At 59.5% G+C, this 21,350-nt stretch carries 23 protein-coding genes; 12 read left to right on the top strand and 11 right to left on the bottom strand.

Annotation, left to right across the window (positions count from 1 at the left end):
- The first annotated feature begins 13 nt into the window (after positions 1-13).
- The 5 genes from H9Q16_RS08685 to H9Q16_RS08665 all read left to right on the top strand — a co-directional run bounded on the left by H9Q16_RS08685 (position 14) and on the right by H9Q16_RS08665 (position 3,767).
- The gene (locus H9Q16_RS08685; protein ID WP_191074909.1) at positions 14-793 is read left to right on the top strand and encodes a succinate dehydrogenase iron-sulfur subunit; all 780 of its coding nucleotides are present in this window, start codon (positions 14-16) and stop codon (positions 791-793) included.
- A gap of 13 nt (positions 794-806) precedes the next feature.
- Entirely contained in the window at positions 807-1,022 is a 216-nt protein-coding gene (locus H9Q16_RS08680; RefSeq protein ID WP_191074908.1) for a hypothetical protein, read from the top strand.
- Between the two features lie 17 nt (positions 1,023-1,039).
- A complete protein-coding gene (locus H9Q16_RS08675; protein WP_191074907.1) occupies positions 1,040-1,339 on the top strand; it encodes a hypothetical protein in 300 nt (99 codons plus the stop codon).
- Complete coding sequence (locus tag H9Q16_RS08670) at positions 1,336-2,049, top strand: hypothetical protein (protein ID WP_191074906.1); 714 nt, start codon at positions 1,336-1,338, stop codon at positions 2,047-2,049. The genes H9Q16_RS08675 and H9Q16_RS08670 overlap by 4 nt, the downstream gene beginning before the upstream one ends.
- A gap of 65 nt (positions 2,050-2,114) precedes the next feature.
- Positions 2,115-3,767, top strand: coding sequence for an FAD-binding dehydrogenase (locus H9Q16_RS08665; RefSeq protein WP_191074905.1), 1,653 nt, complete (start codon positions 2,115-2,117; stop codon positions 3,765-3,767).
- 23 nt (positions 3,768-3,790) lie between these two features.
- Here H9Q16_RS08665 and H9Q16_RS08660 read toward each other — a convergent pair whose 3' ends face one another.
- Positions 3,791-4,075: a hypothetical protein gene (locus tag H9Q16_RS08660; protein ID WP_191074904.1), complete on the bottom strand. Its 285-nt coding sequence runs from the start codon at positions 4,073-4,075 to the stop codon at positions 3,791-3,793.
- Between the two features lie 76 nt (positions 4,076-4,151).
- Between H9Q16_RS08660 and H9Q16_RS08655 the strand changes: the two genes are divergently transcribed.
- Entirely contained in the window at positions 4,152-4,997 is an 846-nt protein-coding gene (locus H9Q16_RS08655; protein ID WP_191074903.1) for an urea carboxylase-associated family protein, read from the top strand.
- 34 nt (positions 4,998-5,031) lie between these two features.
- On the opposite strand, the gene deoD is transcribed toward H9Q16_RS08655, so the two are convergent.
- The 3 genes from deoD to H9Q16_RS08640 all read right to left on the bottom strand — a co-directional run bounded on the left by deoD (position 5,032) and on the right by H9Q16_RS08640 (position 8,409).
- Positions 5,032-5,742, bottom strand: coding sequence for a purine-nucleoside phosphorylase (gene deoD, locus H9Q16_RS08650; protein WP_191074902.1), 711 nt, complete (start codon positions 5,740-5,742; stop codon positions 5,032-5,034).
- Between the two features lie 271 nt (positions 5,743-6,013).
- A complete protein-coding gene (locus H9Q16_RS08645) occupies positions 6,014-6,358 on the bottom strand; it encodes an H-NS histone family protein (RefSeq protein WP_191074901.1) in 345 nt (114 codons plus the stop codon).
- A gap of 83 nt (positions 6,359-6,441) precedes the next feature.
- Complete coding sequence (locus H9Q16_RS08640; RefSeq protein ID WP_191074900.1) at positions 6,442-8,409, bottom strand: protein meaA; 1,968 nt, start codon at positions 8,407-8,409, stop codon at positions 6,442-6,444.
- A 188-nt stretch (positions 8,410-8,597) separates the two neighbouring features.
- Here H9Q16_RS08640 and H9Q16_RS08635 point away from each other — a divergent pair, with 188 nt between their 5' ends.
- The 6 genes from H9Q16_RS08635 to H9Q16_RS08615 all read left to right on the top strand — a co-directional run bounded on the left by H9Q16_RS08635 (position 8,598) and on the right by H9Q16_RS08615 (position 14,795).
- Positions 8,598-9,989 (top strand): 1-acyl-sn-glycerol-3-phosphate acyltransferase, encoded by a 1,392-nt coding sequence (locus tag H9Q16_RS08635; RefSeq protein WP_191074899.1) that lies wholly within the window; start codon positions 8,598-8,600, stop codon positions 9,987-9,989.
- A gap of 113 nt (positions 9,990-10,102) precedes the next feature.
- Positions 10,103-11,383: a crotonyl-CoA carboxylase/reductase gene (gene ccrA / locus H9Q16_RS08630; protein ID WP_191074898.1), complete on the top strand. Its 1,281-nt coding sequence runs from the start codon at positions 10,103-10,105 to the stop codon at positions 11,381-11,383.
- Between the two features lie 213 nt (positions 11,384-11,596).
- Positions 11,597-11,815 carry a hypothetical protein gene (locus H9Q16_RS20615; RefSeq protein ID WP_246455565.1) on the top strand — a complete coding sequence of 73 codons (219 nt, stop codon included), beginning with the start codon at positions 11,597-11,599 and terminating at the stop codon, positions 11,813-11,815.
- 4 nt (positions 11,816-11,819) lie between these two features.
- Positions 11,820-12,473 carry a helix-turn-helix transcriptional regulator gene (locus H9Q16_RS08625; protein WP_246455563.1) on the top strand — a complete coding sequence of 218 codons (654 nt, stop codon included), beginning with the start codon at positions 11,820-11,822 and terminating at the stop codon, positions 12,471-12,473.
- 111 nt (positions 12,474-12,584) lie between these two features.
- Positions 12,585-13,220: an acyl-homoserine-lactone synthase gene (locus H9Q16_RS08620; protein WP_191074896.1), complete on the top strand. Its 636-nt coding sequence runs from the start codon at positions 12,585-12,587 to the stop codon at positions 13,218-13,220.
- A 42-nt stretch (positions 13,221-13,262) separates the two neighbouring features.
- Positions 13,263-14,795 (top strand): ATP-dependent DNA helicase, encoded by a 1,533-nt coding sequence (locus H9Q16_RS08615; protein ID WP_191074895.1) that lies wholly within the window; start codon positions 13,263-13,265, stop codon positions 14,793-14,795.
- A gap of 76 nt (positions 14,796-14,871) precedes the next feature.
- Here H9Q16_RS08615 and H9Q16_RS08610 read toward each other — a convergent pair whose 3' ends face one another.
- The 7 genes from H9Q16_RS08610 to H9Q16_RS08580 form a co-directional block, all read right to left on the bottom strand.
- On the bottom strand, positions 14,872-15,633 hold the full coding sequence (locus tag H9Q16_RS08610; RefSeq protein ID WP_191074894.1) for a TIGR02186 family protein: 762 nt from the start codon (positions 15,631-15,633) through the stop codon (positions 14,872-14,874).
- Positions 15,633-16,544 carry a sulfite exporter TauE/SafE family protein gene (locus H9Q16_RS08605; protein WP_191074893.1) on the bottom strand — a complete coding sequence of 304 codons (912 nt, stop codon included), beginning with the start codon at positions 16,542-16,544 and terminating at the stop codon, positions 15,633-15,635. Before H9Q16_RS08605 ends, H9Q16_RS08610 begins: the two co-directional genes overlap by 1 nt.
- 124 nt (positions 16,545-16,668) lie before the next feature.
- On the bottom strand, positions 16,669-17,637 hold the full coding sequence (locus H9Q16_RS08600) for an ABC transporter permease (protein WP_191074892.1): 969 nt from the start codon (positions 17,635-17,637) through the stop codon (positions 16,669-16,671).
- A gap of 3 nt (positions 17,638-17,640) precedes the next feature.
- Positions 17,641-18,267: a LysE family translocator gene (locus H9Q16_RS08595; RefSeq protein ID WP_191074891.1), complete on the bottom strand. Its 627-nt coding sequence runs from the start codon at positions 18,265-18,267 to the stop codon at positions 17,641-17,643.
- Complete coding sequence (locus H9Q16_RS08590) at positions 18,264-19,397, bottom strand: ABC transporter permease (protein WP_191074890.1); 1,134 nt, start codon at positions 19,395-19,397, stop codon at positions 18,264-18,266. Before H9Q16_RS08590 ends, H9Q16_RS08595 begins: the two co-directional genes overlap by 4 nt.
- Before the next feature lies 1 nt (position 19,398).
- Positions 19,399-21,000 carry an ABC transporter ATP-binding protein gene (locus H9Q16_RS08585; protein ID WP_191074889.1) on the bottom strand — a complete coding sequence of 534 codons (1,602 nt, stop codon included), beginning with the start codon at positions 20,998-21,000 and terminating at the stop codon, positions 19,399-19,401.
- On the bottom strand, positions 20,997-21,335 hold the full coding sequence (locus H9Q16_RS08580) for a nuclear transport factor 2 family protein (protein ID WP_191074888.1): 339 nt from the start codon (positions 21,333-21,335) through the stop codon (positions 20,997-20,999). The genes H9Q16_RS08585 and H9Q16_RS08580 overlap by 4 nt, the downstream gene beginning before the upstream one ends.
- Positions 21,336-21,350: the final 15 nt, after the last annotated feature.

Below are 21,350 nucleotides of genomic sequence, written 5' to 3'. Positions count from 1 at the left end.
GAGGACAGACCGCATGGTACAACTGACGCTCCCCAAGAATTCCCGGATCACCACGGGCAAGACATGGCCCAAGCCGGAAGGCGCCAGCGATATCAAGGAGTTCCAGATCTATCGCTGGAGCCCGGATGACGGCAAAAACCCCAGCCTGGATACCTATTTCGTCGATATGGAATCCTGCGGCCCGATGATTCTGGACGCGCTGATCAAGATCAAGAACGAGATCGATCCGACGCTGACCTTCCGGCGCTCGTGCCGCGAAGGGATTTGCGGATCCTGTGCCATGAACATTGATGGCATCAACACGCTGGCCTGCACGTACGGTGTGGACGAAGTCAAGGGCGTGGTGAAAATCTATCCGCTGCCGCATATGCCGGTGGTCAAGGATCTGATCCCTGATCTGACGCATTTCTATGCCCAGCATGCGTCGATCCAGCCGTGGCTGGAAACCGAGACACCTGCACCCAAGAAAGAATGGAAGCAATCGGTAGAGGATCGCGAAAAACTTGATGGGCTGTATGAGTGCATCATGTGCGCCTGCTGTTCGACCTCGTGCCCATCCTACTGGTGGAACGGAGACAGGTACCTGGGCCCGGCAGCATTGCTGCATGCCTATCGCTGGATCATCGATTCACGCGATGAGGCAACAGGCGAGCGATTGGATGAACTGGAAGACCCCTTCAAACTGTATCGCTGCCACACGATCATGAACTGCGCCAAGACCTGCCCCAAGGGTCTGAACCCGGCCGCGGCGATTGCCAAGATCAAGAAACTGATGGTCGAACGTACTGTCTGACGGATCCGACGCGGTGCTTTACCTGTTGATCGCGCTGGTCGTGTTTGGCGCCGTGTTGGTGTGGAACAGGCGGCATGGCATGACCCGCAACTGCCGCTGGCGCGAGGATCGCGCCGGGTCGAAAGGTGCGCTGATCAAGTACAACTGCGTGACCTGCGGGGCAGAGGCCTTTCGCAGCACTGGCAAACCGGACACGTGTCTGTCACGATTGAACAAACCCGGACTTTGACCCACAGGAGTGCTGCCATGAGCGAGGATGAACCGCAGGCCCGTCTTGATTTCAAATCACCCGAAGAATTCAGGTTGACCTGCCACCAGCTGGCCATGCGCCTGCATTATCTGAACCGCGTAGCGATGGGGGAATGTGGCTTTACCTGGCAGGTTGCCGAGACGCTGGAAAGGTTGGGCGCGACCTTCGAAGAGCAGCGTGACGACCCGACGGTGCAGGCGCTTTACGGCGATGGCTACACCCCAGGGAAGCTGGGCCGCGAGGAGCTTGCGGCAGGGCTGCACGCGCTGATGTATCCGGACAAGGATGACACGTGATCCAGTTTCTCTGCCCGCCCGAGCTTGAAGGGCGCATTCCAGAGCCCGCCCCGGCGGCGCGCTTTCTTCCGGAATGGTTTCGAGATCTCGACCGCGAAATGGGCATCCCCGATGCCCATGGCCTGCCCGGGCTGACGGTGCGCGCCTGCCTGCCAGTGGCGGACGCGATGGCACAGGGCTGGATCATCCCCACGCCGGTGGATATCTGGACGACGACCGACAAGGACACGGGCGAGATACGCTTTCACTGGCCGCCCGACGCACCGCTGCGGCCCATTGAGATGCATCATCCCGACCAGATCGGCGCGCGCCATCCGCCGTTCGAGGGGCGTATTCCACTGAAGTTCATGAACCCCTGGCGGGTCGCACTGCCCGTGGGCTGGTCGGCGAGCTTTGTGCACCCGGTCAACCATTTCGAACTGCCCTTCAGTGCCTTCAATGGCACTGTGGATTGCGATGCGCTGGATGTGCCGGTGAATGTACCTTTCCTGTGGACCAGCACGCGCCCGGCGCTGCGCCTCCCGGCGGGGACCCCGATGATCCAGATCATCCCTTTCGAGCGCGCGTCGCAGATCCGCAGGTTCGAAGTGCGCGCAGAAAGCCCCGCAGAAGTTGATGCGCGCGTCGCGGCGCACGGTCGAAAGCATGGCGAGGAATCTGTCTATGCTCGCCAATGGCGGCGGCGCCATGAACGGACGGATGGAAGCTAACGGCGCGTTCTGCTCGACATGTTGACTAAGCAGGGCGTAGATTTGCAGGAAATGGGGACACGCGCATGGATACCGGAAACGACAAGGCAGATGTGATCATCGTAGGCGCGGGGCTGGCCGGGATGGTAGCCGCGCATGAGGCGATCTTGCGGGGGCGTCGCGTGCTGATGCTGGATCAGGAAGGGCAGCAGTCACTGGGCGGGCAGGCGTTCTGGTCGCTGGGCGGGCTCTTCATGGTGAACACGCCCGAGCAGCGTCGGATGGGGATCACGGATTCCGCTGAGCTTGCGATGAACGACTGGCTGGGCTCGGCCCAGTTTGATCGCGCGGAAGATGCAAACCCGCGTGCCTATGCCGAGAAATTCGTCGAGTGGTCTGCTGGCGGCATGCGCAGTTGGCTGCACGATATCGGGATGCGCTGGTTTCCTGTGGTGGGCTGGGCCGAACGGGGCGGCGCGAGTGGTTCAGGGCACGGCAATTCAGTCCCCCGGTTTCACATCACCTGGGGCACCGGCACCGGTGTGGTCAAACCCTTCGTCAAGCTTATGACGCAGTACGCAGCGGCGGGGCAGCTGAGGCTTGCATTTCGCCACCGGGTGACGGAGCTGATCACCCAAGACGGGCGCGTCACAGGCGTGCGCGGGGATGTTCTGGAAGACACCAGCGCGCTGCGGGGGCAAAGCACGTCACGGGCAGTCAAGGGCGACTTCGAATACAGTGCTGAGGCGGTGGTGCTGACCACGGGGGGCATTGGTGGCAACCATGACCTGGTGCGCAAACACTGGCCAGAGGATCGTCTTGGGGTCGCGCCAGACAAGATGGTGGCTGGGGTGCCGGATTATGTGGATGGCAAGATGCACGCTATTGCCGCCGCCGCAGGGGCCGGGCTGATCAACGAAGACCGGATGTGGCACTATTGCGAGGGGGTTGAAAACTGGAACCCGATCTGGCCCAATCACGGCATTCGCATTCTGCCCGGACCGTCGTCGATGTGGTTTGATGCCAAGGGCGACCGGATGGAGGCCCCCTGTTTGCCGGGCTTTGATACGCTGGCCACACTCAAGCGTATCCTGCAGGCCGGACAGCATTCGTGGTTCATTCTGACGCAAAAGATCATTGAAAAGGAATTTGCCCTGTCGGGATCAGAGCAGAACCCGGACCTGACCGACGGGGGGTGGCGCGATGTCCTGCAGGCGCGTTTGGGCAAGGGCGCGACCCCGGCGGTTGAAGCATTCAAGCGCGAGGGGGCTGATTTCGTGGTTGCCCGGGATTTTGACTCGCTTGTTGAGGGCATGAACAAGATCACACCGGATGCGCCGCTATCTGCCGATCACCTGCGCGCGCAGATCAGGGCACGCGATATGCAACTGACCAATCCGTTTTCCAAGGACGCGCAGGTGACGGCGATCCGGGGTGCGCGGGCCTACCGGGGGGATCGGTTGATCCGAACAGCAAAGCCGCATGCGATCCTCAACAAGATGAACGGGCCATTGATAGCTGTGCGGCTCAATATCCTGACGCGCAAGTCACTGGGCGGGGTGCACACCGACATTCAGGGCAGGGTGCTGACCCCGGATGGTGGCGTTCTGGAGGGGCTATATGCAGCGGGCGAGGTCTGTGGCTTTGGCGGAGGCGGATATCACGGATACAACGCGCTGGAAGGCACCTTTCTGGGCGGTTGTATCTTTTCGGGGCGGATGGCAGGGCAGAACGCCTGAACCTGCTCGCGGGGTCTGTCGCGCTATCGATCCATTTCGCCGCCAGCGACGTTGGTCCGGTTCGGCGGGACTGTCCGGGCGGGCTGTGTCGGATCCTTTGACACCTTTATGACAATCAGAGGCGAGGTCGACACGATGCGAAGCTCGGCAAGGCGGGCTTGTTCGTCGTTGAGCTTCATCAGGAAGGCGGGCAGCACGCCGTAGGTCAGCGCCCTCTCGATCAGGGGGTGTTGCGGGTTGCGCACCAGCGCCATTGCCATCACGGCCAAAAGGCAAAGCGTGCCTGCGCGGATCACCTGCCTGAGCATTCTGTCGCTGTGACCTCTCTTTACACATCCGATTGCATGTACCACGCTTAACATAGTTTCAAAGCCGGAGAAGCCAATGACGCGAGACCCTTCTGATGCGCAGGCGCGCCGGGCGGTGCCGCCGGTGATCTGCTATCCTGTGGAAACCCTGCCGCAACCGGACATGGCGCTTTATACGGCCGCGCGCGCGGATTTGCGCAAGACGGGCGAAGTGCTGGTGCCCCCGCGCGAGGCCGCGACTTTCGAGGTTCCGGCTGGCCATTTCTTTCGGATTACATCCGTAGACGGGCCGCAGGTGGGGGATTTGAACCTGTGGAATAGGAACGATCTCAGCGAACGGTTCTATTCCGGCAAGACCCGGGCGCTGCATGGCACGCATATCACCACCGGAGAGCGGATGTGGTCGTCCTTTCCCACCTTGCGCGCCATGGCGACGCTGACCCATGACACCTTGGGCTGGTACGGGATCGATGAATTTGGCGGTTCCGTGCATGATGTGATCGGGACGCGTTGTGATCCCTACACGCATAACCTATTGAAAGGCGGGCAGTATCATCATTGCTGCCATTCCAATTTGTCCCGTGCTGTGGGCGACTACATGGAAATGCCCCCGCAAGACGCCGAGACGCACGTGCACGATGTGCTGAACGTCTTTATGTGCACCGGGTTCACGCGCGATACCGGCCAATACTTCATGAAAGCCAGCCCGGTGAGGCCCGGTGATTACCTTGAATTTTTCGCCGAGATTGATCTTTTGGGTGCGCTCAGCGCTTGTCCGGGTGGAGATTGCTCAGCAGAGCATTCGTCAGACAGCGCTGCGTGCTATCCGCTTTTGGTTGAGACGTTTGCCCCCGCTGACGGCGCGCTGGACGGCTGGGTGCCGCCCCCAGCTAACGGATACGACCGTAGCCACGGGGCGTGACAATCCCCGTGACCCTCCGGCTGTTGCCGCGCCCTCAAGGGCTGGCAAAGGCCGCTTCCAGCGCGATCTCCACCATATCGCCAAAGCTGCGTTCGCGATCCTCTGACGGGAGCGCCTCACCGGTTTGCAGATGGTCCGATACAGTGAGAACTGCCAGCGCGCGCCGGTTGTGCCGTGCCGCAAGAGTATACAGCTCAGCCGCTTCCATCTCGACGCCAAGAATGCCGTGACGGACCATTTGTTCGTCCAGATCGGGGCGTTCGGCATAAAACACATCTGACGAATAGATGCCGCCTACATGGGTGGTGCTGCCTTTGCCTTTTGCTGCTTTCACAGCCGCTTCAAGCAGGGCGTAATCGGCGCTGGGGGCGAAATTGAATTCCTTGAAAATGCCGGAAGAGGGCGATGTGATCGTGCTTGCCGTCATGGCAATGATCACGTCACGGATGCCAACATGAGGCTGCATCCCGCCGCAGGATCCGATGCGGATGAGCGTTTGCGCGCCATAGGTCGAGATCAGTTCATTGGCGTAGATCGACAGGGACGGCATGCCCATTCCGGAGCCCTGAATGGTGACGCGGTTGCCTTTCCAGGTGCCGGTAAAGCCCAGCATGCCGCGCACCTCGTTTACGAGCTGCGCGTCGTCCAGAAACGTCTCAGCGGCCCAGCGTGCGCGATAGGGGTCGCCGGGCATCAGAACAGTTTCGGCGATGTCGCCGTCTTTGGCACCAATGTGAACGGTCATAGACAATTCCTTTCAATAGCGTCTGTCCAACCTGCCTGCGTGGGGAAGCGGGGACAAGGGGCAAGTCATACTGGGGATGTCAGGTCACTATGAGTTCTGCGGGGGCGTACTTTTGATCTTCAGAAATCAGAGGCCGGATACCTGCGAAAATTTGAAATAGAACTGCCAGCACAATTATAGCGTGTTCAAATACCCTTTTGTGCAATCACGAATGAGAATCAAAAAGGGCCGCAAAATCTGCGGCCCATTTCTCGTAAATCGGGAAAGCGAATTAGATCCGCATTTTTTCAGGATCCTTGCCCTTTTCAACCGCTTGGCGAAACCAATTTGGCTGGCGACCCTTGCCTGTCCATGTTTGGGACGCGTCGGCGGGGTTGGCGTATTTTGGCGCGGATTTGGGCCCGGTCTTTTTCGCTTTTGTTTTCCGCGTCTTGCGGGCTGGTTTGGCATCTTCCGCGAGATCCCCCAGCGAAAACCCGAATTCGGCAGCGGCCTTTTCAGCGGCCTTGCGGGCATCTCTGCGGTCGCGGGCCTGGGCATTCTGCAATGCCTTTTTCACGTCGTTCAAGAGCTTTTCCAGCTCTTTTCGGCTCATTGTCTTGAGCTCATTCGTCATTGAGTATTCCTTTTCTTCTCCCTGATGTTTTTTTCAATATCAAAAAAGAGGAATAATTCACAACGTTGAATTTGTGTCAGGCGTTATTCTGCTGCAACAGCCGCCGGATCGGCAAGCGTTACAATGTCTTTCATAATCGTATTCAGCTCGAAATCTTTCGGGGTATATACCCGCGCGACACCCATGGCTGTGAGGCGTGCGGCGTCGTCATCGGGAATAATACCGCCCACTATGACAGGCACGTGGCTGAGGCCTGCCTCTTGCATTTGGGTCATCAATTCCTCAACCAGTGGAATGTGTGAGCCCGACAGAATGGAAAGCCCGACAACATGTGCATCGTCTTTTCTTGCGGCTTCGACAATTTCGGACGGGGTCAGCCGAATGCCCTCGTAGGCGATATCCATTCCGCAGTCGCGTGCACGCACGGCAATCTGTTCCGCACCGTTTGAATGGCCGTCCAGCCCCGGTTTGCCAATAAGAAATTTCAGACGGCGGCCCAATTTGTCGCTGACCATATCGACAGCATCGCGCAAATCATCCAACCCTTCGGTCTTGTTTGATTGTCCGGCAGCCACGCCGGTTGGTCCGCGGTATTCGCCGTGTACGCTGCGCATTTGCGCGGCCCATTCGCCGGTGGTCACCCCCGCCTTCGCCGCCGCGATAGAGGCGGGCATGATGTTTGTCCCGTCAGCGGCTGCCTTGCGCAGATCGGTCAGGGCAGCGTTTACCATGCCTTCGTCGCGGTCGGCGCGCCATTCATTCAGTTTTTTCACCTGCTCGGCTTCTACGGCGGGATCAACGACCATAATGCCGCCATCGCCGGTCAACAGCGGCGAAGGTTCGCCCTGCTGCCATTTGTTCACCCCGACAACGACAGTTTCGCCCGCCTCGATCCGGCCAAGGCGTTCGGCGTTGGAGTCGACCAGACGGCCCTTCATGTAATCAATGGCAGAAATGGCCCCGCCCATATCATCGATATTGCCCAATTCGGCGCGCGCGCCCTGCTTGAGCATTTCAACTTTGGCGTCCACCGCCGGATTGCCGTCAAATAGATCGTCGAATTCCAGTAGGTCCGTTTCATAGGCCATGATCTGCTGCATCCGCATGGACCATTGCTGATCCCAGGGGCGGGGCAGGCCAAGGGCTTCGTTCCAGGCGGGCAATTGAACGGCGCGGGCGCGGGCTTTTTTGGAAAGCGTCACAGCCAGCATTTCGATCAGAATGCGGTAGACGTTGTTTTCGGGCTGTTGTTCGGTGAGGCCCAGCGAATTGACCTGCACGCCATACCGGAAACGGCGGTACTTGGGATTTTCGACGCCATAGCGCGTTTCCAGAATTTCATCCCACAAATCGACGAATGCCCTCATTTTGCACATTTCGGTCACGAACCGGATACCTGCGTTGACGAAAAAGGATATGCGGCCCGCGAGCGCCGGGAAATCTTCTGCCGGGACACGCGGTTTCAGGGCATCCAGAACGGCGGTGGCCGTGGCCAGGGCAAAGGCCAGCTCTTGCTCGGGCGTGGCACCGGCCTCTTGCAAGTGATAGGAACAGACGTTCATCGGGTTCCATTTCGGCACGTTCGAATAGCAATATTCGGCCACGTCCGCGATCATCTTCATGGAAGGGGCGGGGGGGCAGATATAGGTGCCTCGGCTGAGGTATTCCTTGATCAGATCGTTTTGTACGGTGCCTTGAAGTGCTGTGATGTCGGCACCCTGTTCTTCGGCTACGGCGATATACAACGCCAGCAGCCACGGCGCGGTCGCGTTGATGGTCATTGATGTGTTCATCTGATCAAGCGGAATATCGGCAAAAAGCGTGCGCATGTCGCCCAGATGGCTGACCGGCACACCGACCTTGCCGACTTCTCCCCGCGCAAGAATGTGGTCGCTGTCATAGCCTGTCTGGGTCGGCAGGTCGAAAGCCACGGAAAGACCGGTTTGACCCTTTGCCAGATTCGACCTGTAAAGAGCGTTAGAGGCAGCGGCGGTGGAATGGCCCGCATAGGTGCGGATCAGCCAGGGGCGGTCTTTCTGCGTTGTCGACATGGGGGCCTCGTGTCGTTGCTTGAGAAATAATATTGCGTTGCGGCGTTGATACGGGAAACTTTAGCCAAGTGTCAATTCGCTGCGTTGCGGCAATTTCGCTTGAATACAAGTGCGCCCGGCGGGCTGGGTCGCGGGCGGGTCCAAGATTGATATTGTTCTTGCGCCACCCTGCTGCAAGGGTGGGCGGCATGACGCAAATCGTGCAGCTGCCGCTTTGGCTATTCATTCTGATCGTGCTTTTTGCGGCTGTGACCGCGCTGAGCCATTTTCTGATCCCGTCGGTGCGCTGGTTTTTCAGACGCCGGTTTGAACGGGCGGTTGCGCGGCTCAATACCCGGCTGACGCGCCCCATTGAGCCATTTAAGCTGGCCCAGCGACACGACATGATTCAGCGGCTGATTTACGATCCCGAGGTGACCCGCGAGATCGTGAACTACGCGCAGGAAAATGGCGTGCCAGAAAACGTCGCGTTCCAGAAGGCGCAGGAATATGCCCGCGAGATCGTGCCGGGGTTTTCGGCCTTTGCCTATTTCAGCTTTGCGATGCGTATTGCGCGGCTTCTGGCCAACGCGGTCTACCGGATCAAGACGTCGGACAAAAATGACGACATCCTTGCGGGCATCCCCCAGGAAAGTACCGTCGTTTTCATCATGAACCACCGGTCCAACATGGACTATGTGCTGGTGACCTATCTGGCCTCGCGCGCGACCACGATGTCTTATGCGGTCGGAGAATGGGCGCGGGTTTGGCCCCTGTCGATGATGATCAAGTTGTGGGGGGCGTATTTCATTCGGCGCAAATCGCGCGGGGCGCTGTATCGCAAGGTGCTGGCGCGGTATGTGCATATGGCCACCCATGCTGGCGTGACACAGGCGATCTTTCCCGAAGGAGGGTTGAGTGTAACGGGCGCGCTGCAGCCGCCTAAGATGGGGTTGCTGGCCTATGTGGTTGAGGCCTATGAGGCCGACTCTAGCCGTGATCTGGTTTTTGTGCCGGTTGCCATCAACTATGACCGGGTGCTGGAAGACCGGGTGTTGATCGCTGCGGGCAAGCGTGGGGACAGGCGGTTCGGGGCGCGGATCAGCGTCGTCGTCTTTGCGTTTTTCAAGAAGTTCTGGCAGCGGGTGCGGGGCAAGGATACGCGGTTCGGATCTGCGGCCGTGGCCTTTGGCACACCGTTGTCGTTGGCAGACGCGCAGATGACGGATGTGGACGCGCTGTCCACCGCCCTGATCGACCGCATATCAGACGTCATGCCGATACTTGCCGTTCCTCTGATCGCAACGGTGCTGTTGCGCGACCAGCGCGTGGAGGTAAGCGAAATGGTTGAAAACGCGCGTGCACTTATGGAGCAGGCCCCCCCACAGAACAGGACCTCAGAAAATGAGGATCTTGGTGCAGAGGTTCAGCGCGGCCTGATTGGCCTGAAACGGCGTGATATCATCGAGTTGGATCATGGCTATTGGCAGATCAAAGCCGGTGGCGAAGACGTTCTGGCGTTCTATGCCAGATCGGTGGCGCACCTTTTGCCTGAAAATGCTGCGGTCGCAAAGGTACTTTCTGCAACTGCGAAGTCATAAAATTACAAAAACGCTGCGTTGTGGGTTGCATTATTGCGCAACCATTCATATTCCAGTGCCCAGCACCCGCGATTCTGCGTTGCGGCAATTTGAGGACAGCAAGGGAGGCCGGCATGGCACTCGACACCACAATCGCACAATACGATGCGCCCCAGAAAGATCTTTATGAGATGGGCGAAATGCCCCCGATGGGCCATGTTCCAAAGCAGATGTACGCTTGGACGATCCGGCGCGAGCGCCATGGTGATCCCGATACGGCGATGGTTCAGGAAGTGGTTGATGTGCCGACGCTGGACAGCAACGAAGTGCTGGTTCTGGTGATGGCGGCTGGGGTCAACTACAACGGCGTCTGGGCGTCGCGCGGCATTCCGATCAGCCCCTTTGACGGGCATGGCGCTGAATTCCACATTGCCGGGTCCGATGCGTCGGGCATCGTTTGGGCGGTAGGTGACAAGGTCAAGCGCTGGAAGGTGGGCGACGAGGTGGTCATCCACTGCAATCAGGACGACGGCGATGATGAGTTCTGCAACGGCGGCGACCCGATGTATTCGCCCAGCCAGCGGATCTGGGGCTATGAGACACCGGATGGCTCTTTCGCGCAGTTCACCAATGTGCAGGCCCAGCAGTTGATGCCGCGGCCCAAGCACCTGACGTGGGAAGAGGCGGCGTGTTATACGCTGACGCTCGCCACGGCTTACCGGATGCTTTTTGGTCACGAGCCGCATGACCTCAAGCCCGGTCAGAACGTGCTGGTGTGGGGGGCCTCCGGTGGTCTGGGGTCCTACGCGATCCAGTTGATCAACACCGCGGGTGCCAATGCGATCGGCGTGATTTCTGATGAAAGCAAGCGCCAGTTCGTGATGGATCTGGGGGCCAAGGGCGTCATCAACCGCAAGGACTTTGATTGCTGGGGTCAATTGCCAACCGTGAACACGCCGGAATATGGCACCTGGTTCAAGGAAGCGCGCAAGTTCGGCAAGGCGATCTGGGACATCACCGGCAAGGGCGTGAACGTGGACATGGTGTTTGAACACCCCGGCGAGGCTACCTTCCCGGTGTCGACCTTCGTGGTCAAGAAGGGCGGTATGGTAGTGATTTGCGCCGGTACCACCGGCTACAATCTGACGTTTGATGTCCGCTACATGTGGATGCACCAGAAGCGCCTGCAGGGGTCGCATTTTGCGCACCTCAAGCAGGCCGCAGCGGCCAACCAGCTGATGCTTGAGCGGCGGCTGGATCCATGCATGTCCGAAGTGTTTCCCTGGGCAGAGCTGCCGGACGCGCACATGAAGATGGCGCGCAATGAGCACAAGCCGGGCAATATGTCCGTTTTGGTGCAGGCCCCAACAACCGGGTTGCGCACCTTGGAAGACGCGCTGGCTGCACGGTCCTAAGCCTTATTGTTTCCAGAACGAGAACAATCGCCCGCGAATCGCCAGACGGTTCGCGGGCTTTGTCATGGGCCCATGTCCCGCCTGTTTGAATTCAATGACTTGGTTTTGGTGCCCTCACTATTTTGGGGGAGTTGAAATCCGCGAATTTTATGAATGCCTTGGCACATGCTAAGGTTGAGTTAACCAATAATTAACTATTTAAGAGAGAGTCTGATGATGCAAAGTGACTGGATACTGGACGTTCTGGCCGATCTGAAAACATTTGCGTTGTCACGCGATTTGCCCGCCCTTGCGGAGCATTTGGATGATACCGCCCTTGTTGCTCTGGCCGAGATCGCCGCGTCGGAGGAGAAGAAAGCTGGCCAGGCTCAGGGGGACATCATCGCAGCTCGACGCGATATTGGAGAGATTGGCGCAAGCGAACACGCTTGAAGCCATGCAGGACATTTCGGTTGCGTTGCGCGACCATCTGGCAATCGCCCATGTTGCGTATCACTGGGTCGATTCAGCGGGGGACCAATATGGATGTGGTACCTATTCGATCGCCTGGCAGGAACGCTACATAGATCAGAACTATGTGCGCATCGATCCGGTGGTCAGCGGATGTTACCAGCGGTTTCACCCCGTAGACTGGAAGCAGCTTGACTGGTCATCGAAGGCAACGCGCGCGTTTCAGACTGAATCCATCGAATACGGAATCGGCAATCAGGGCTTTTCGGTTCCGGTGCGTGGCCCTAATGGCCAGTTCGCCTTGTTTACGGTCAATCACTCTTGCGACGATGCGATGTGGGAAACCTTTACGGAAACCCACCGGCGCGAGCTGATCCTGATTGCCCATTATCTGAATGAAAAGGCGTTGGAATTCGAACCCAGCCGCACACCGGATATCGCGCAGGCGCTCAGCCCGCGCGAGGTGGATGCCATGACGTTGCTTGCGATCGGATACAACCGCGCGCAGGTGGCGGACACGCTGTCGATTTCCGAACATACGCTTAGGGTTTACATCGAAAGCGCGCGTTTCAAACTCGGCGCGCTCAACACCACTCATGCCGTCGCGCGTGCATTGACCCGCGGATTGATCGTGGTCTGACGGGCGCGTTGTGCCTGTTGCGCGCATCCCGGCCCCAGCGCGCGGTCGGTCAGATGCACCTTAAACCCATCCGCATAGCGTCCCTCTTGTTAACGGTCGAGAGGGCTTTGAATGCTGCGATATGTCTACGGATCAGAACTCCACAACCATTCCAGGCTTGCAAAAACCATGTTCCGCGATCGTGCGGACCAGTTTCAGACGCGACTGGGATGGGACGTGTTGGTGGATGAGAACGGCGCGGAGCGTGACAGGTATGACGCGCTGAACCCGCTTTATGTGATCTGGGAACAGCCGGACGGCAGTCACGGTGGATCGATGCGGTTTTTGCCGACCACCGGCAGCGTGATGGTGAACGATCATTTTGGCGACCTGATCAGCGGGCCGATCAAAAGCCCGCACATTTGGGAATGCACCCGATTCTGCCTGAGCAGATCTGCAGGGTCACATGTGGCCGCGGCGCTTATGCTGGGGGGCGGCGAAATCATGAGGGGTTTTGGCGTCCGCCATTTCGTCGGCGTATTTGATGCGCGAATGGTGCGGATCTACCGCATGATCGGGGCCTCACCTGAGGTCCTGGGCAGCCAGGGTCAAGGGCGCGATGCGATAGCCGTCGGCCTGTGGAGCTTTGGCGACGACGTGCAGACGCGTGTGGCCGAAAAGGCAGGGATCAGCCCGGATCAGTCTCGCCAGTGGTTCAATCATGCATTCGGCGCAAAAGGGCAGGGTGAATGGGCTCAAACGGGGTGAACCCCGCTGGTCCCCGGCGCGGCGCTCACGTAGTGTCGCGCCATGACTCTTCCCGCCGTTACCTACTCTGATGATCAGGCCGCTGCCTTTGACAGCGTCACGGAAATGCTGCGGAGCGCTGGCATTGATCTCGAGGACAGCCTGTTGATGCCCTCCCCCGGAGGCGCGGACCAGGTGATGGCGGTGACCGGCAAGGCCGGATCGGGCAAGACGCTGCTGCTGGCCGAGCTTTACAAGGCGCTGGAAGGGGCCGGGGTCGATGTCGTTTCGGGCGATTACGAGTCCCGCAAGCGCCGCGAAAAGCGCACGCTGGCGATCCTGGCACCCACCAACAAGGCGGCATCTGTCTTGCGCCTGCGCGGTGTGCCCGCAACGACCATCCATCGCATCCTTTATACGCCCGTCTATGACCCGGAATACGAGCGTATCGCCGAGTGGCTGGCAGGTGCCGGTGAACGGCCAGAGATCGAGGGGTTGACAGAATTGGCGCTGGACCGTGCCGCGGCCTTTTATGCGGGCAACAAATCCATTCCTGGCGCACTGGCCGCCGCCGGCCTGCGGGGGTCTGATTTCATCACCGGCTGGAAACGTCGGGAAGAGCCCCTGGATATCGGATTTGTCGATGAATCCTCGATGCTGGATGACAAGCAATACGAAGATTTGCGGGAAATCTTTCCAACGCTGCTGTTGTTCGGTGATCCCGCACAGTTGGCCCCGGTCAACCAATCGGGCACGATGGTCTTTGAAAAATTGCCAGAACAGCGCGTGCTGGATTTAAGCCGGGTGCACCGGCAGGATGCGGACAATCCTATTCTCGATCTGGCCCATGCGCTGGGTGATCCCGACCTTGGCTTTGAAGATTTCGAGCGGATGATCGAAGATTTTGCCCGCAAAGACGACCGTGTTGTCTGGGGAAGCCGGGTCGAAGTCGATCTCATGGCGCGCAGCCCGGTACTGGTCTGGCGCAACGCCACGCGCATCCGCTTGATCAACGCCTTCCGCTCGGTCCATGGCGCGCCGGACGATGCCCTGCTGGCGGGGGAGCCCCTGATTTGCGACGGGATCGAGCTGCCGCTCAAGCACCGCAAGAAGCGGCTGGACCTTGAGGCGCGCGGGCTGATCAAGGGCGCGCAGGTCATCTACCTTGGCGAAGGGCGCAAGCCGGGCTTTTCACGCCTTCATGTGATCGGTGCCGAAGATCCGCAGGTCAGCGCCGCCTCTATTGTGAAGATCGAGAAACCGGACGAAGAAGAGCCCTTTATCCCGTTTGCCGCGCGTATGGGGGCCACGTTCCTGCATGGGGCAGCGGTGACCATCCACAAGGCGCAGGGATCGCAGTGGGAAACGGTACAGGTCTTTGCCCCCGATCTATATGCTGCCGCCCGCATGGGCCGTCTGGAGGCCGGACAGCCCCTGTGGAAGCGTCTGGCTTACGTTGCCATCACCCGCGCGCAGGAGCGTTTGATCTGGGTGGTACGCAATCGCCTGTCCAAGCCCACAGGGCCATTGATGATTGATGATCTCAAGGCAACCCCCGCAGCCCCGCTCACACTGGACGCACCAGACGAAATCTGACACCTTCCTGCCATTCACCCTTTTGCAAATACCTGATGCGCGTGGTCCGCGCCACGCGCGCCGTTTTTGGGTCGCGCTAGCGCCGGAAGATCGAAAAGACCGCCGAGGCCCCCCAGCCTGCTGCAATGGCAATCGCCAGCGACATAAGTCCGTAGAGCAGCGCGTTGTCGCGGCTCAGCCGATAAAGCCAGCGCTCCAAACCCACCTTGCGTACATAGATGCTGGTCTCGTGATTTGAGATCACCTCGCCGTCGCGGGTCAGGAAAATGCGGGTTTTGTAGTTGCCTTCGGTTAGCGCGGCGGGCAATTGAACGGCTGTCCGAAACAGCGTTTGTTCGTCCACTTTCACAGCCCCTTCGACCAATTGATATTGGTCGGTGGCCTTTTTTATCCGGATCAGGGCTTCGGTAAAGGCGGCGGCGTTTTCGATGTTCATCGGTGCGCCAACCGACCGGATCGCGCGCGGAATAGAGATCCGGTGCCGCAGGTCTTCGGTGTCGCGCAGCGAAAGGCCCAGCAACGTGCTGGTCGCAATCGCGTAAAACGATGGCGCTTCGTCCACCTCGACGGCATCCGTATTCACCCAGATTCCGAGCTTCTTTTCCTTGCGCCGCACCGTTACGGGTTCGGATGGGCCGGAAACAGTGACGATGACCTCAATCGGTTTGCCGCTGGGAATGGGTTCCTCGCGCTTGATCGCGCCAAAGATGAGAATTTCGGAGCCATCGAAATTGGTGTTAATTGATACCTGATCGCTGCTCATGCCCAGCACCACGTCTTCGGCAAGAAGGGCCGTTGCGGTGAAGATCCAGAAGGCTATGAGGGCAAGGAACCGCATCAGTGGCCCGCCGCGCCCAGCGAATAAAGCTCTGCCGGTTGCAAAAGCAGATCCAGCGCCAGCTTGCCGCAGACCGCCAGCACCATGATCGCCAGAAGGATGCGCAGTTGTTCGGCTTTCATCTTGACGCCGATGCGCGTGCCAACCTGCGCGCCGATGACGCCTCCGACCAGCAGCAGAACAGCCAGCATCACATCAACCGTATAGTTGGTGGTGGCGTGCAGCATGGTCGTGAAGGCCGTGACAAAGATGATCTGAAAAAGCGAGGTGCCCACCACGACTTTGGTCGGCATGCCCAGCAGATAAATCATCGCGGGAACCATGATGAACCCGCCGCCGACGCCCATGATGGCGGCCAGCACGCCCACGCTGATACCCACCAGCACCGGTGGGATGACCGAGATATAAAGCCCTGAGGTCCGGAACCGCATCTTGAAGGGCAGGCCGTGGATCCAGTTGTGCTTTTTGCGCGGGGGCGGTTTGCCCTTCTTGGTGTTGCGAATGGCGTTGAGGGATTCAAAGAACATCAACCCGCCGATGATGCCCAGAAACAGCACGTAACACAGTTTGACCAGCAGATCGACTTGTCCCATCGCCTTCAGAATATTGAAGACATAAACGCCAAGCCCGGCCCCGATCAGGCCCCCGATCAGCAGGACGGTGCCCATCCTGAGATCCACCGTCTTTCTCTTGAAATGTGCCAAAACCCCGGAAAAGGAGGACGCCACGATCTGGTTCGCTTCGGTCGCCACGGCCACGGCAGGCGGGATGCCGATAAAGAACAAGAGCGGCGTCATCAGAAAGCCGCCCCCCACGCCGAACATGCCCGACAAAACGCCCACAAGACCGCCCAAGCCGAGGAGCAGGAAGGCGTTCACCGATACTTCGGCAATGGGCAGATAGATTTGCATGTGCCCCCTTATCCCAAAGGCTCAGATGAAATCAACCATCGGTGCTGCTGCGCAGCAAAGAGGACCGATAGTGCCCCCTGATCTGGCCTTATTGCCATCAGGGCATGTCGTTGCGCGGCACCGGTCAACGTTCCTTGACGTAGGGCTCTCCGCCTGCGCGCGGCGGGATCGCCTTGCCGATGAACCCCGCAAGGATGATCACGGTCATCACATAGGGCAGTGCCCCCAGTAGCGCGCTGTTGACCTTGAGCGTCGTCACCGCCTCGATCACATCAGGGCGGGTTTCCAGCGCACCGAACAGGCCAAACAGCAGACAGGCGTAAAGCGCGTGCCAGGGTCTCCACTTGGAAAAGATCAACGCCGCCAGTGCGATAAATCCGCGTCCTGCAGACATATCCTTGACGAAACCGGCCTGTAGCGCTGTTGACAGATAGGCCCCGGCGATACCGCACAAAAGGCCGCAGATCGCGACGGCCGCATAGCGCAGTGCGACCACAGAGACGCCAGCCGTATCAACCGCAGCCGGATTTTCGCCAACCGCGCGCAGACGCAGCCCAAAGCGGGTCCGAAACAGCAGCCACCAGGTCAGCGGTACCGCTGCCAGTGCCATATAGACCAGAATGGAATGACCCGAGATCAGTTCAGCATAAAGCGGGCCGATGAACGGTGTGTCCGCAATCGCATCTGCCCCCGGCAGGGTAATGGAATCAAAGCGCGCACCACCGGAAAGAGACGGCGTGCGCCCACCCTGGCGGAACCAGTCCTGCGCTATGAGGACGGTCATCCCAGCAGCCAGAAAGTTGATTGCCACACCCGAGATCAGCTGATTGCCCCGGAACGTGATCGAAGCCAGCCCGTGCACGGCGCTCAGCACCATGGAGGCCCCGATGCCCGCCAGCAGCCCGACCCAGACATTGCCCGAGAGTGCCGCAACAGCGGCAGAGAAAAAGGCCGCTGCCAGCATCTTGCCTTCAAGACCGATATCGAAGATGCCCGCGCGTTCGCTAAAGAGCCCTGCAAGGCAGGCCAACAGCAGCGGGGTGGCAAGGCGCACCGTGCTGTCGAGCAATTGAATAAGCGTCAGATAATCCATGGCTTAGACCTTTGACGTGGCAAGTTTGTAGCTGGCAAAGACGAAGAACGCGCCGATGCCTGCCTGAACCGGACGTCGGCTCGCCGTGTAGAGGCGGACCGCCCGATTGGTGGAGAACGCCAGCGCGTAAAGCCAGTGTACCGTAATGGAAAGCGCCGCCGCCACGCCGATCAGAAGCAGGGGCACCCACAGCGGCGCGCCCTGCGGCACACCGACCGCTGCGATAGCGATCCAGTAAAACGCGGCCTTTGGGTTGGTCATCTGCACCGTCAGCCCGCGGCGCAGGTAGAGCCCTGTCGAGGCAAGCTCGATCGCGTTTGGCTCAGGCTCATAGCGGCGCATGGCCGAACTGAATGCGCCCCACGCGAGGTAGAGCAGATAGGCGCAGCCCAGCACTTTCAACGCCAGAACGGCGTAGGCATACTGTGAGATCAGCGAAGAGAAGCCGAGCACGGTCAGTACGGCCCATAGACCCGTGCCGCACCCAATGCCGGTGGCCAGTGCCAGCCCCTCGCGGCGGCCCTTTGCCATCGACGTGCCGATGACAGCCATGATGTTTGGCCCCGGGCTGATGAAACCCATGCTCATCAGGCCCCAGGCCAGCAGCAGGTTTGGGAGGTATTCCATCATTCCGCGGGCTCCACTGGCTTGCGTTCCGGCTTAGCTGCTTCCCGGCGACGTTTGGAGGCAAGGAACATCCGCTCAAGCGGCATGCGCACCATGTTGTCCAGCGCGCCAGTGAACAGGATCACGAGGGCCTGAATGACCACGATCAGTTCGCGTGGGATCGATGTCCAAAGCGCGAGTTCGGCACCACCTTGATAGAGAAAACCGAACAATATGGCTGCGATCACCACGCCAAGGGGGTGCGAGCGCCCCATCAGGGCCACGGCAATGCCGATGAAACCTGCCCCTTCGGTCGAATTCAGGACCAGCCGCTCTGCCTCTCCCATGACGGTGTTGATGCCCATGAGCCCGGCAAGCCCGCCGGAAATCAGCATCGCCACAACGGTGATCTTTACCGGGTTGATGCCGGCGTATTTGGCCGCCGATTCCGAGTGCCCGAAGGCCCGGATTTCATAGCCCAGGCGCGTTTTCCACATCAGCACCCAGACCCCCACAGCGCAGGCCAGCGCCACCAGGAACGTCACATTCACGCTATCGTCCTTTGATGCCTTGATGCCCATGGAGGCCAGCCAACCATTGAGCGTGGGCAGGTCGAGATGCGTGGCGAACCGTGCAGAAGCGGGATCTTGCGAGCCGACGGGTTTCAGGAATTCGTTCAACATCCAGATCAGCAGGGCCGAGGCGATGAAGTTGAACATGATGGTCGTGATCACGATATGGCTGCCGCGCTTGGCTTGCAGATAGGCCGGGATCAGCGCCCACAGCGCGCCAAAGGCCGCCGCCATGCCGGTCGCGGCGATCAGGCCGATGGTCCAGTGTGGCCAAGGCACATAAAGCAACGCAAGCGCTACACCCAGACCGCCCAACATCGCCTGACCTTCGCCACCGATGTTGAAGAGCCGGGCATGAAAGGCCACAGCAACGGCCAGACCGGTAAAGATGAAGTTGGTCGCGTAATAGAGCGTATAGCCCCAGCCGCGCACAGAGCCGACGGCCCCTTCAACCATCAGCGACGCCGCGGCAATCGGATCTTCGCCAATGGCAAGGATCACGAGGGCAGAGATGACAGCCGCCAGTAGCAGCGAAATCAGCGGAACCAGAACAACTTCGGCCCACTTGGGCATGACGTCCATCTTAGACCTCCTTGTGCGCGTCGCCGCCCGCGTGGGCGAGATTCGCTTCGATCTCTTCTACCGAATGTGGGTGATCGGTGTCGGTGATCCCGGCCATCAGCAGGCCAAGTTCTTTCTCATCAGTCTCGGCGGGTAGGCGTTCGCCCATGACCCGGCCATCGAACATCACGGCGATGCGGTCGCTGAGTGCCAGGATTTCCTCAAGCTCGACCGAGACCAGCAGGATCGCCTTGCCCTGATCGCGCAACGCGACGATTTGCTGGTGAATGAATTCAATCGCGCCGATGTCCACGCCGCGTGTGGGTTGACCCACCAGCAGCAGATCGGGGTTCCGCTCAATCTCGCGCGCCAACACGATTTTCTGTTGGTTGCCGCCCGAAAAATTCTTGGCCGCCAAAGATGGGATTGGGGGGCGAACGTCAAACCGCTCCATCTTGGTGGCGGTATCCGCGCGCACGGCGGCGTTGTTCATCAAAATCCCGGCGCGGTAGGCGTCATCGTGGTGATAGCCAAAGGCGGTATTTTCCCAAGCCTGAAAATCCATGATCAGGCCTTCGCGCTGGCGATCTTCGGGCACATGGGCGATGCCCCGGCGGCGGCGCGAACGGCCATCGGATTCCTTGCCGGTCAGATCAAGCGAGTGACCGTTCAGGGTGATACTTCCTGTGCCCTGTTCGTAGCCGCCCAACACTTCCAGCAGCTCTGACTGTCCGTTGCCAGCGACCCCTGCAATGCCCACAACTTCGCCGGCACGGACCTGCAGATCAATGCCGCGCAATCGCTCAACGCCCTGATCGTCAACGACTTTCAGGCCCTTGATGTCCAAGACGACTTCGCCGGGTTTGGCTGGGGTCTTGTCGACCCGCAACAGAACCTTGCGGCCCACCATCAGCTCTGCCAGCTCTTGCGGCGAGGTTTCAGAGGTCTTGACGGTTGCCGTCATCTCACCGCGCCGCATGACCGATACGGTATCGGTGATATCCATGATCTCGCGCAGTTTGTGGGTGATCAGGATGATGGTCTTACCCTCGGACCGCAGGCGGCCCAGAATGCGGAAAAGCTGATCGGCTTCTGCCGGGGTCAGGACACCTGTTGGTTCATCAAGGATCAGGATATCGGCCTGACGGTAGAGCGCCTTGAGGATTTCCACCCGCTGCTGCATGCCCACGCCGATGTCTTCGATCAGCGCATCAGGTTCGACGTGCAGCCCATAGTCTTCGGCCAATTCCAGCAGGCTCGCACGGGCCTTGGCCAGCGACGGGCGCAGCATCCGGCCGTCTTCAGCCCCCAGAATGATGTTTTCCAGAACCGTGAAATTCTCAACCAGCTTGAAGTGCTGGAACACCATGCCGATGCCTGCGGCAATCGCGGCCTGACTGTCCGGAATTTCGGTTTTTTGCCCGCCGATGAAAATTTCGCCCGCGTCGGCCTTGTAGAAGCCATATAGGATCGACATCAGCGTGGACTTTCCCGCGCCGTTTTCACCAATGATCCCGTGGATCGTGCCGGGCATCACGCGGATGGAGATATCCTTGTTGGCCTGAACCGGGCCGAAGGCTTTGGAAATCCCTTTGAGTTCAATGGCGGGGGCGGTGCTGGTCATGCGTTCTTTTCCGCCACGCCGGTGATTTTCGACATCCGTCCCTCGTCGTTCAGATGCACGTTGTACTGACCGAACTGTTCCCAACCTTCGCCGAAGAACCGGACGCGCACCGCGTGTATTCCATCTGTTTCGTTTGTGTCAGCGACTTCGGCCGCCGCACCGGGGGCGTTTGCCGAAAACTGGGCCACATAGTCGCAAAGCGCCTGTACGCCAGCGACCGCGCCGCGTGGATCTTCGTAGGCGACATCGTCGGCAACGGCCTCTTTGATGATCGCGTCGCGCCGGTCATCCGGCGCGCCCCAGGCAAAAAAGAAGTTTTCGATGCTGCCAGCCATGTCGTGTCCCCCGTT

It is taken from the genome of Sulfitobacter aestuariivivens (assembly GCF_014763045.1).
Taxonomy (GTDB): domain Bacteria; phylum Pseudomonadota; class Alphaproteobacteria; order Rhodobacterales; family Rhodobacteraceae; genus Sulfitobacter; species Sulfitobacter aestuariivivens.
The sequence above is the reverse complement of the archived record's forward strand: the minus strand, read 5'-3'. Positions and strand labels throughout refer to the sequence as shown.

Coding starts and splice junctions, on each gene's coding strand:
- H9Q16_RS08685 (WP_191074909.1), top strand. CDS start 14: ATGGTACAACTGACGCTCCCCAAGAATTCCCGGATCACCACGGGCAAG.
- H9Q16_RS08675 (WP_191074907.1), top strand. CDS start 1,040: ATGAGCGAGGATGAACCGCAGGCCCGTCTTGATTTCAAATCACCCGAA.
- H9Q16_RS08665 (WP_191074905.1), top strand. CDS start 2,115: ATGGATACCGGAAACGACAAGGCAGATGTGATCATCGTAGGCGCGGGG.
- H9Q16_RS08660 (WP_191074904.1), bottom strand. CDS start 4,075: ATGCTCAGGCAGGTGATCCGCGCAGGCACGCTTTGCCTTTTGGCCGTG.
- H9Q16_RS08655 (WP_191074903.1), top strand. CDS start 4,152: ATGACGCGAGACCCTTCTGATGCGCAGGCGCGCCGGGCGGTGCCGCCG.
- deoD (WP_191074902.1), bottom strand. CDS start 5,742: ATGACCGTTCACATTGGTGCCAAAGACGGCGACATCGCCGAAACTGTT.
- H9Q16_RS08645 (WP_191074901.1), bottom strand. CDS start 6,358: ATGACGAATGAGCTCAAGACAATGAGCCGAAAAGAGCTGGAAAAGCTC.
- H9Q16_RS08640 (WP_191074900.1), bottom strand. CDS start 8,409: ATGTCGACAACGCAGAAAGACCGCCCCTGGCTGATCCGCACCTATGCG.
- H9Q16_RS08635 (WP_191074899.1), top strand. CDS start 8,598: ATGACGCAAATCGTGCAGCTGCCGCTTTGGCTATTCATTCTGATCGTG.
- ccrA (WP_191074898.1), top strand. CDS start 10,103: ATGGCACTCGACACCACAATCGCACAATACGATGCGCCCCAGAAAGAT.
- H9Q16_RS20615 (WP_246455565.1), top strand. CDS start 11,597: ATGATGCAAAGTGACTGGATACTGGACGTTCTGGCCGATCTGAAAACA.
- H9Q16_RS08625 (WP_246455563.1), top strand. CDS start 11,820: ATGCAGGACATTTCGGTTGCGTTGCGCGACCATCTGGCAATCGCCCAT.
- H9Q16_RS08620 (WP_191074896.1), top strand. CDS start 12,585: ATGCTGCGATATGTCTACGGATCAGAACTCCACAACCATTCCAGGCTT.
- H9Q16_RS08615 (WP_191074895.1), top strand. CDS start 13,263: ATGACTCTTCCCGCCGTTACCTACTCTGATGATCAGGCCGCTGCCTTT.
- H9Q16_RS08610 (WP_191074894.1), bottom strand. CDS start 15,633: ATGCGGTTCCTTGCCCTCATAGCCTTCTGGATCTTCACCGCAACGGCC.
- H9Q16_RS08605 (WP_191074893.1), bottom strand. CDS start 16,544: ATGCAAATCTATCTGCCCATTGCCGAAGTATCGGTGAACGCCTTCCTG.
- H9Q16_RS08600 (WP_191074892.1), bottom strand. CDS start 17,637: ATGGATTATCTGACGCTTATTCAATTGCTCGACAGCACGGTGCGCCTT.
- H9Q16_RS08595 (WP_191074891.1), bottom strand. CDS start 18,267: ATGATGGAATACCTCCCAAACCTGCTGCTGGCCTGGGGCCTGATGAGC.
- H9Q16_RS08590 (WP_191074890.1), bottom strand. CDS start 19,397: ATGGACGTCATGCCCAAGTGGGCCGAAGTTGTTCTGGTTCCGCTGATT.
- H9Q16_RS08585 (WP_191074889.1), bottom strand. CDS start 21,000: ATGACCAGCACCGCCCCCGCCATTGAACTCAAAGGGATTTCCAAAGCC.
- H9Q16_RS08580 (WP_191074888.1), bottom strand. CDS start 21,335: ATGGCTGGCAGCATCGAAAACTTCTTTTTTGCCTGGGGCGCGCCGGAT.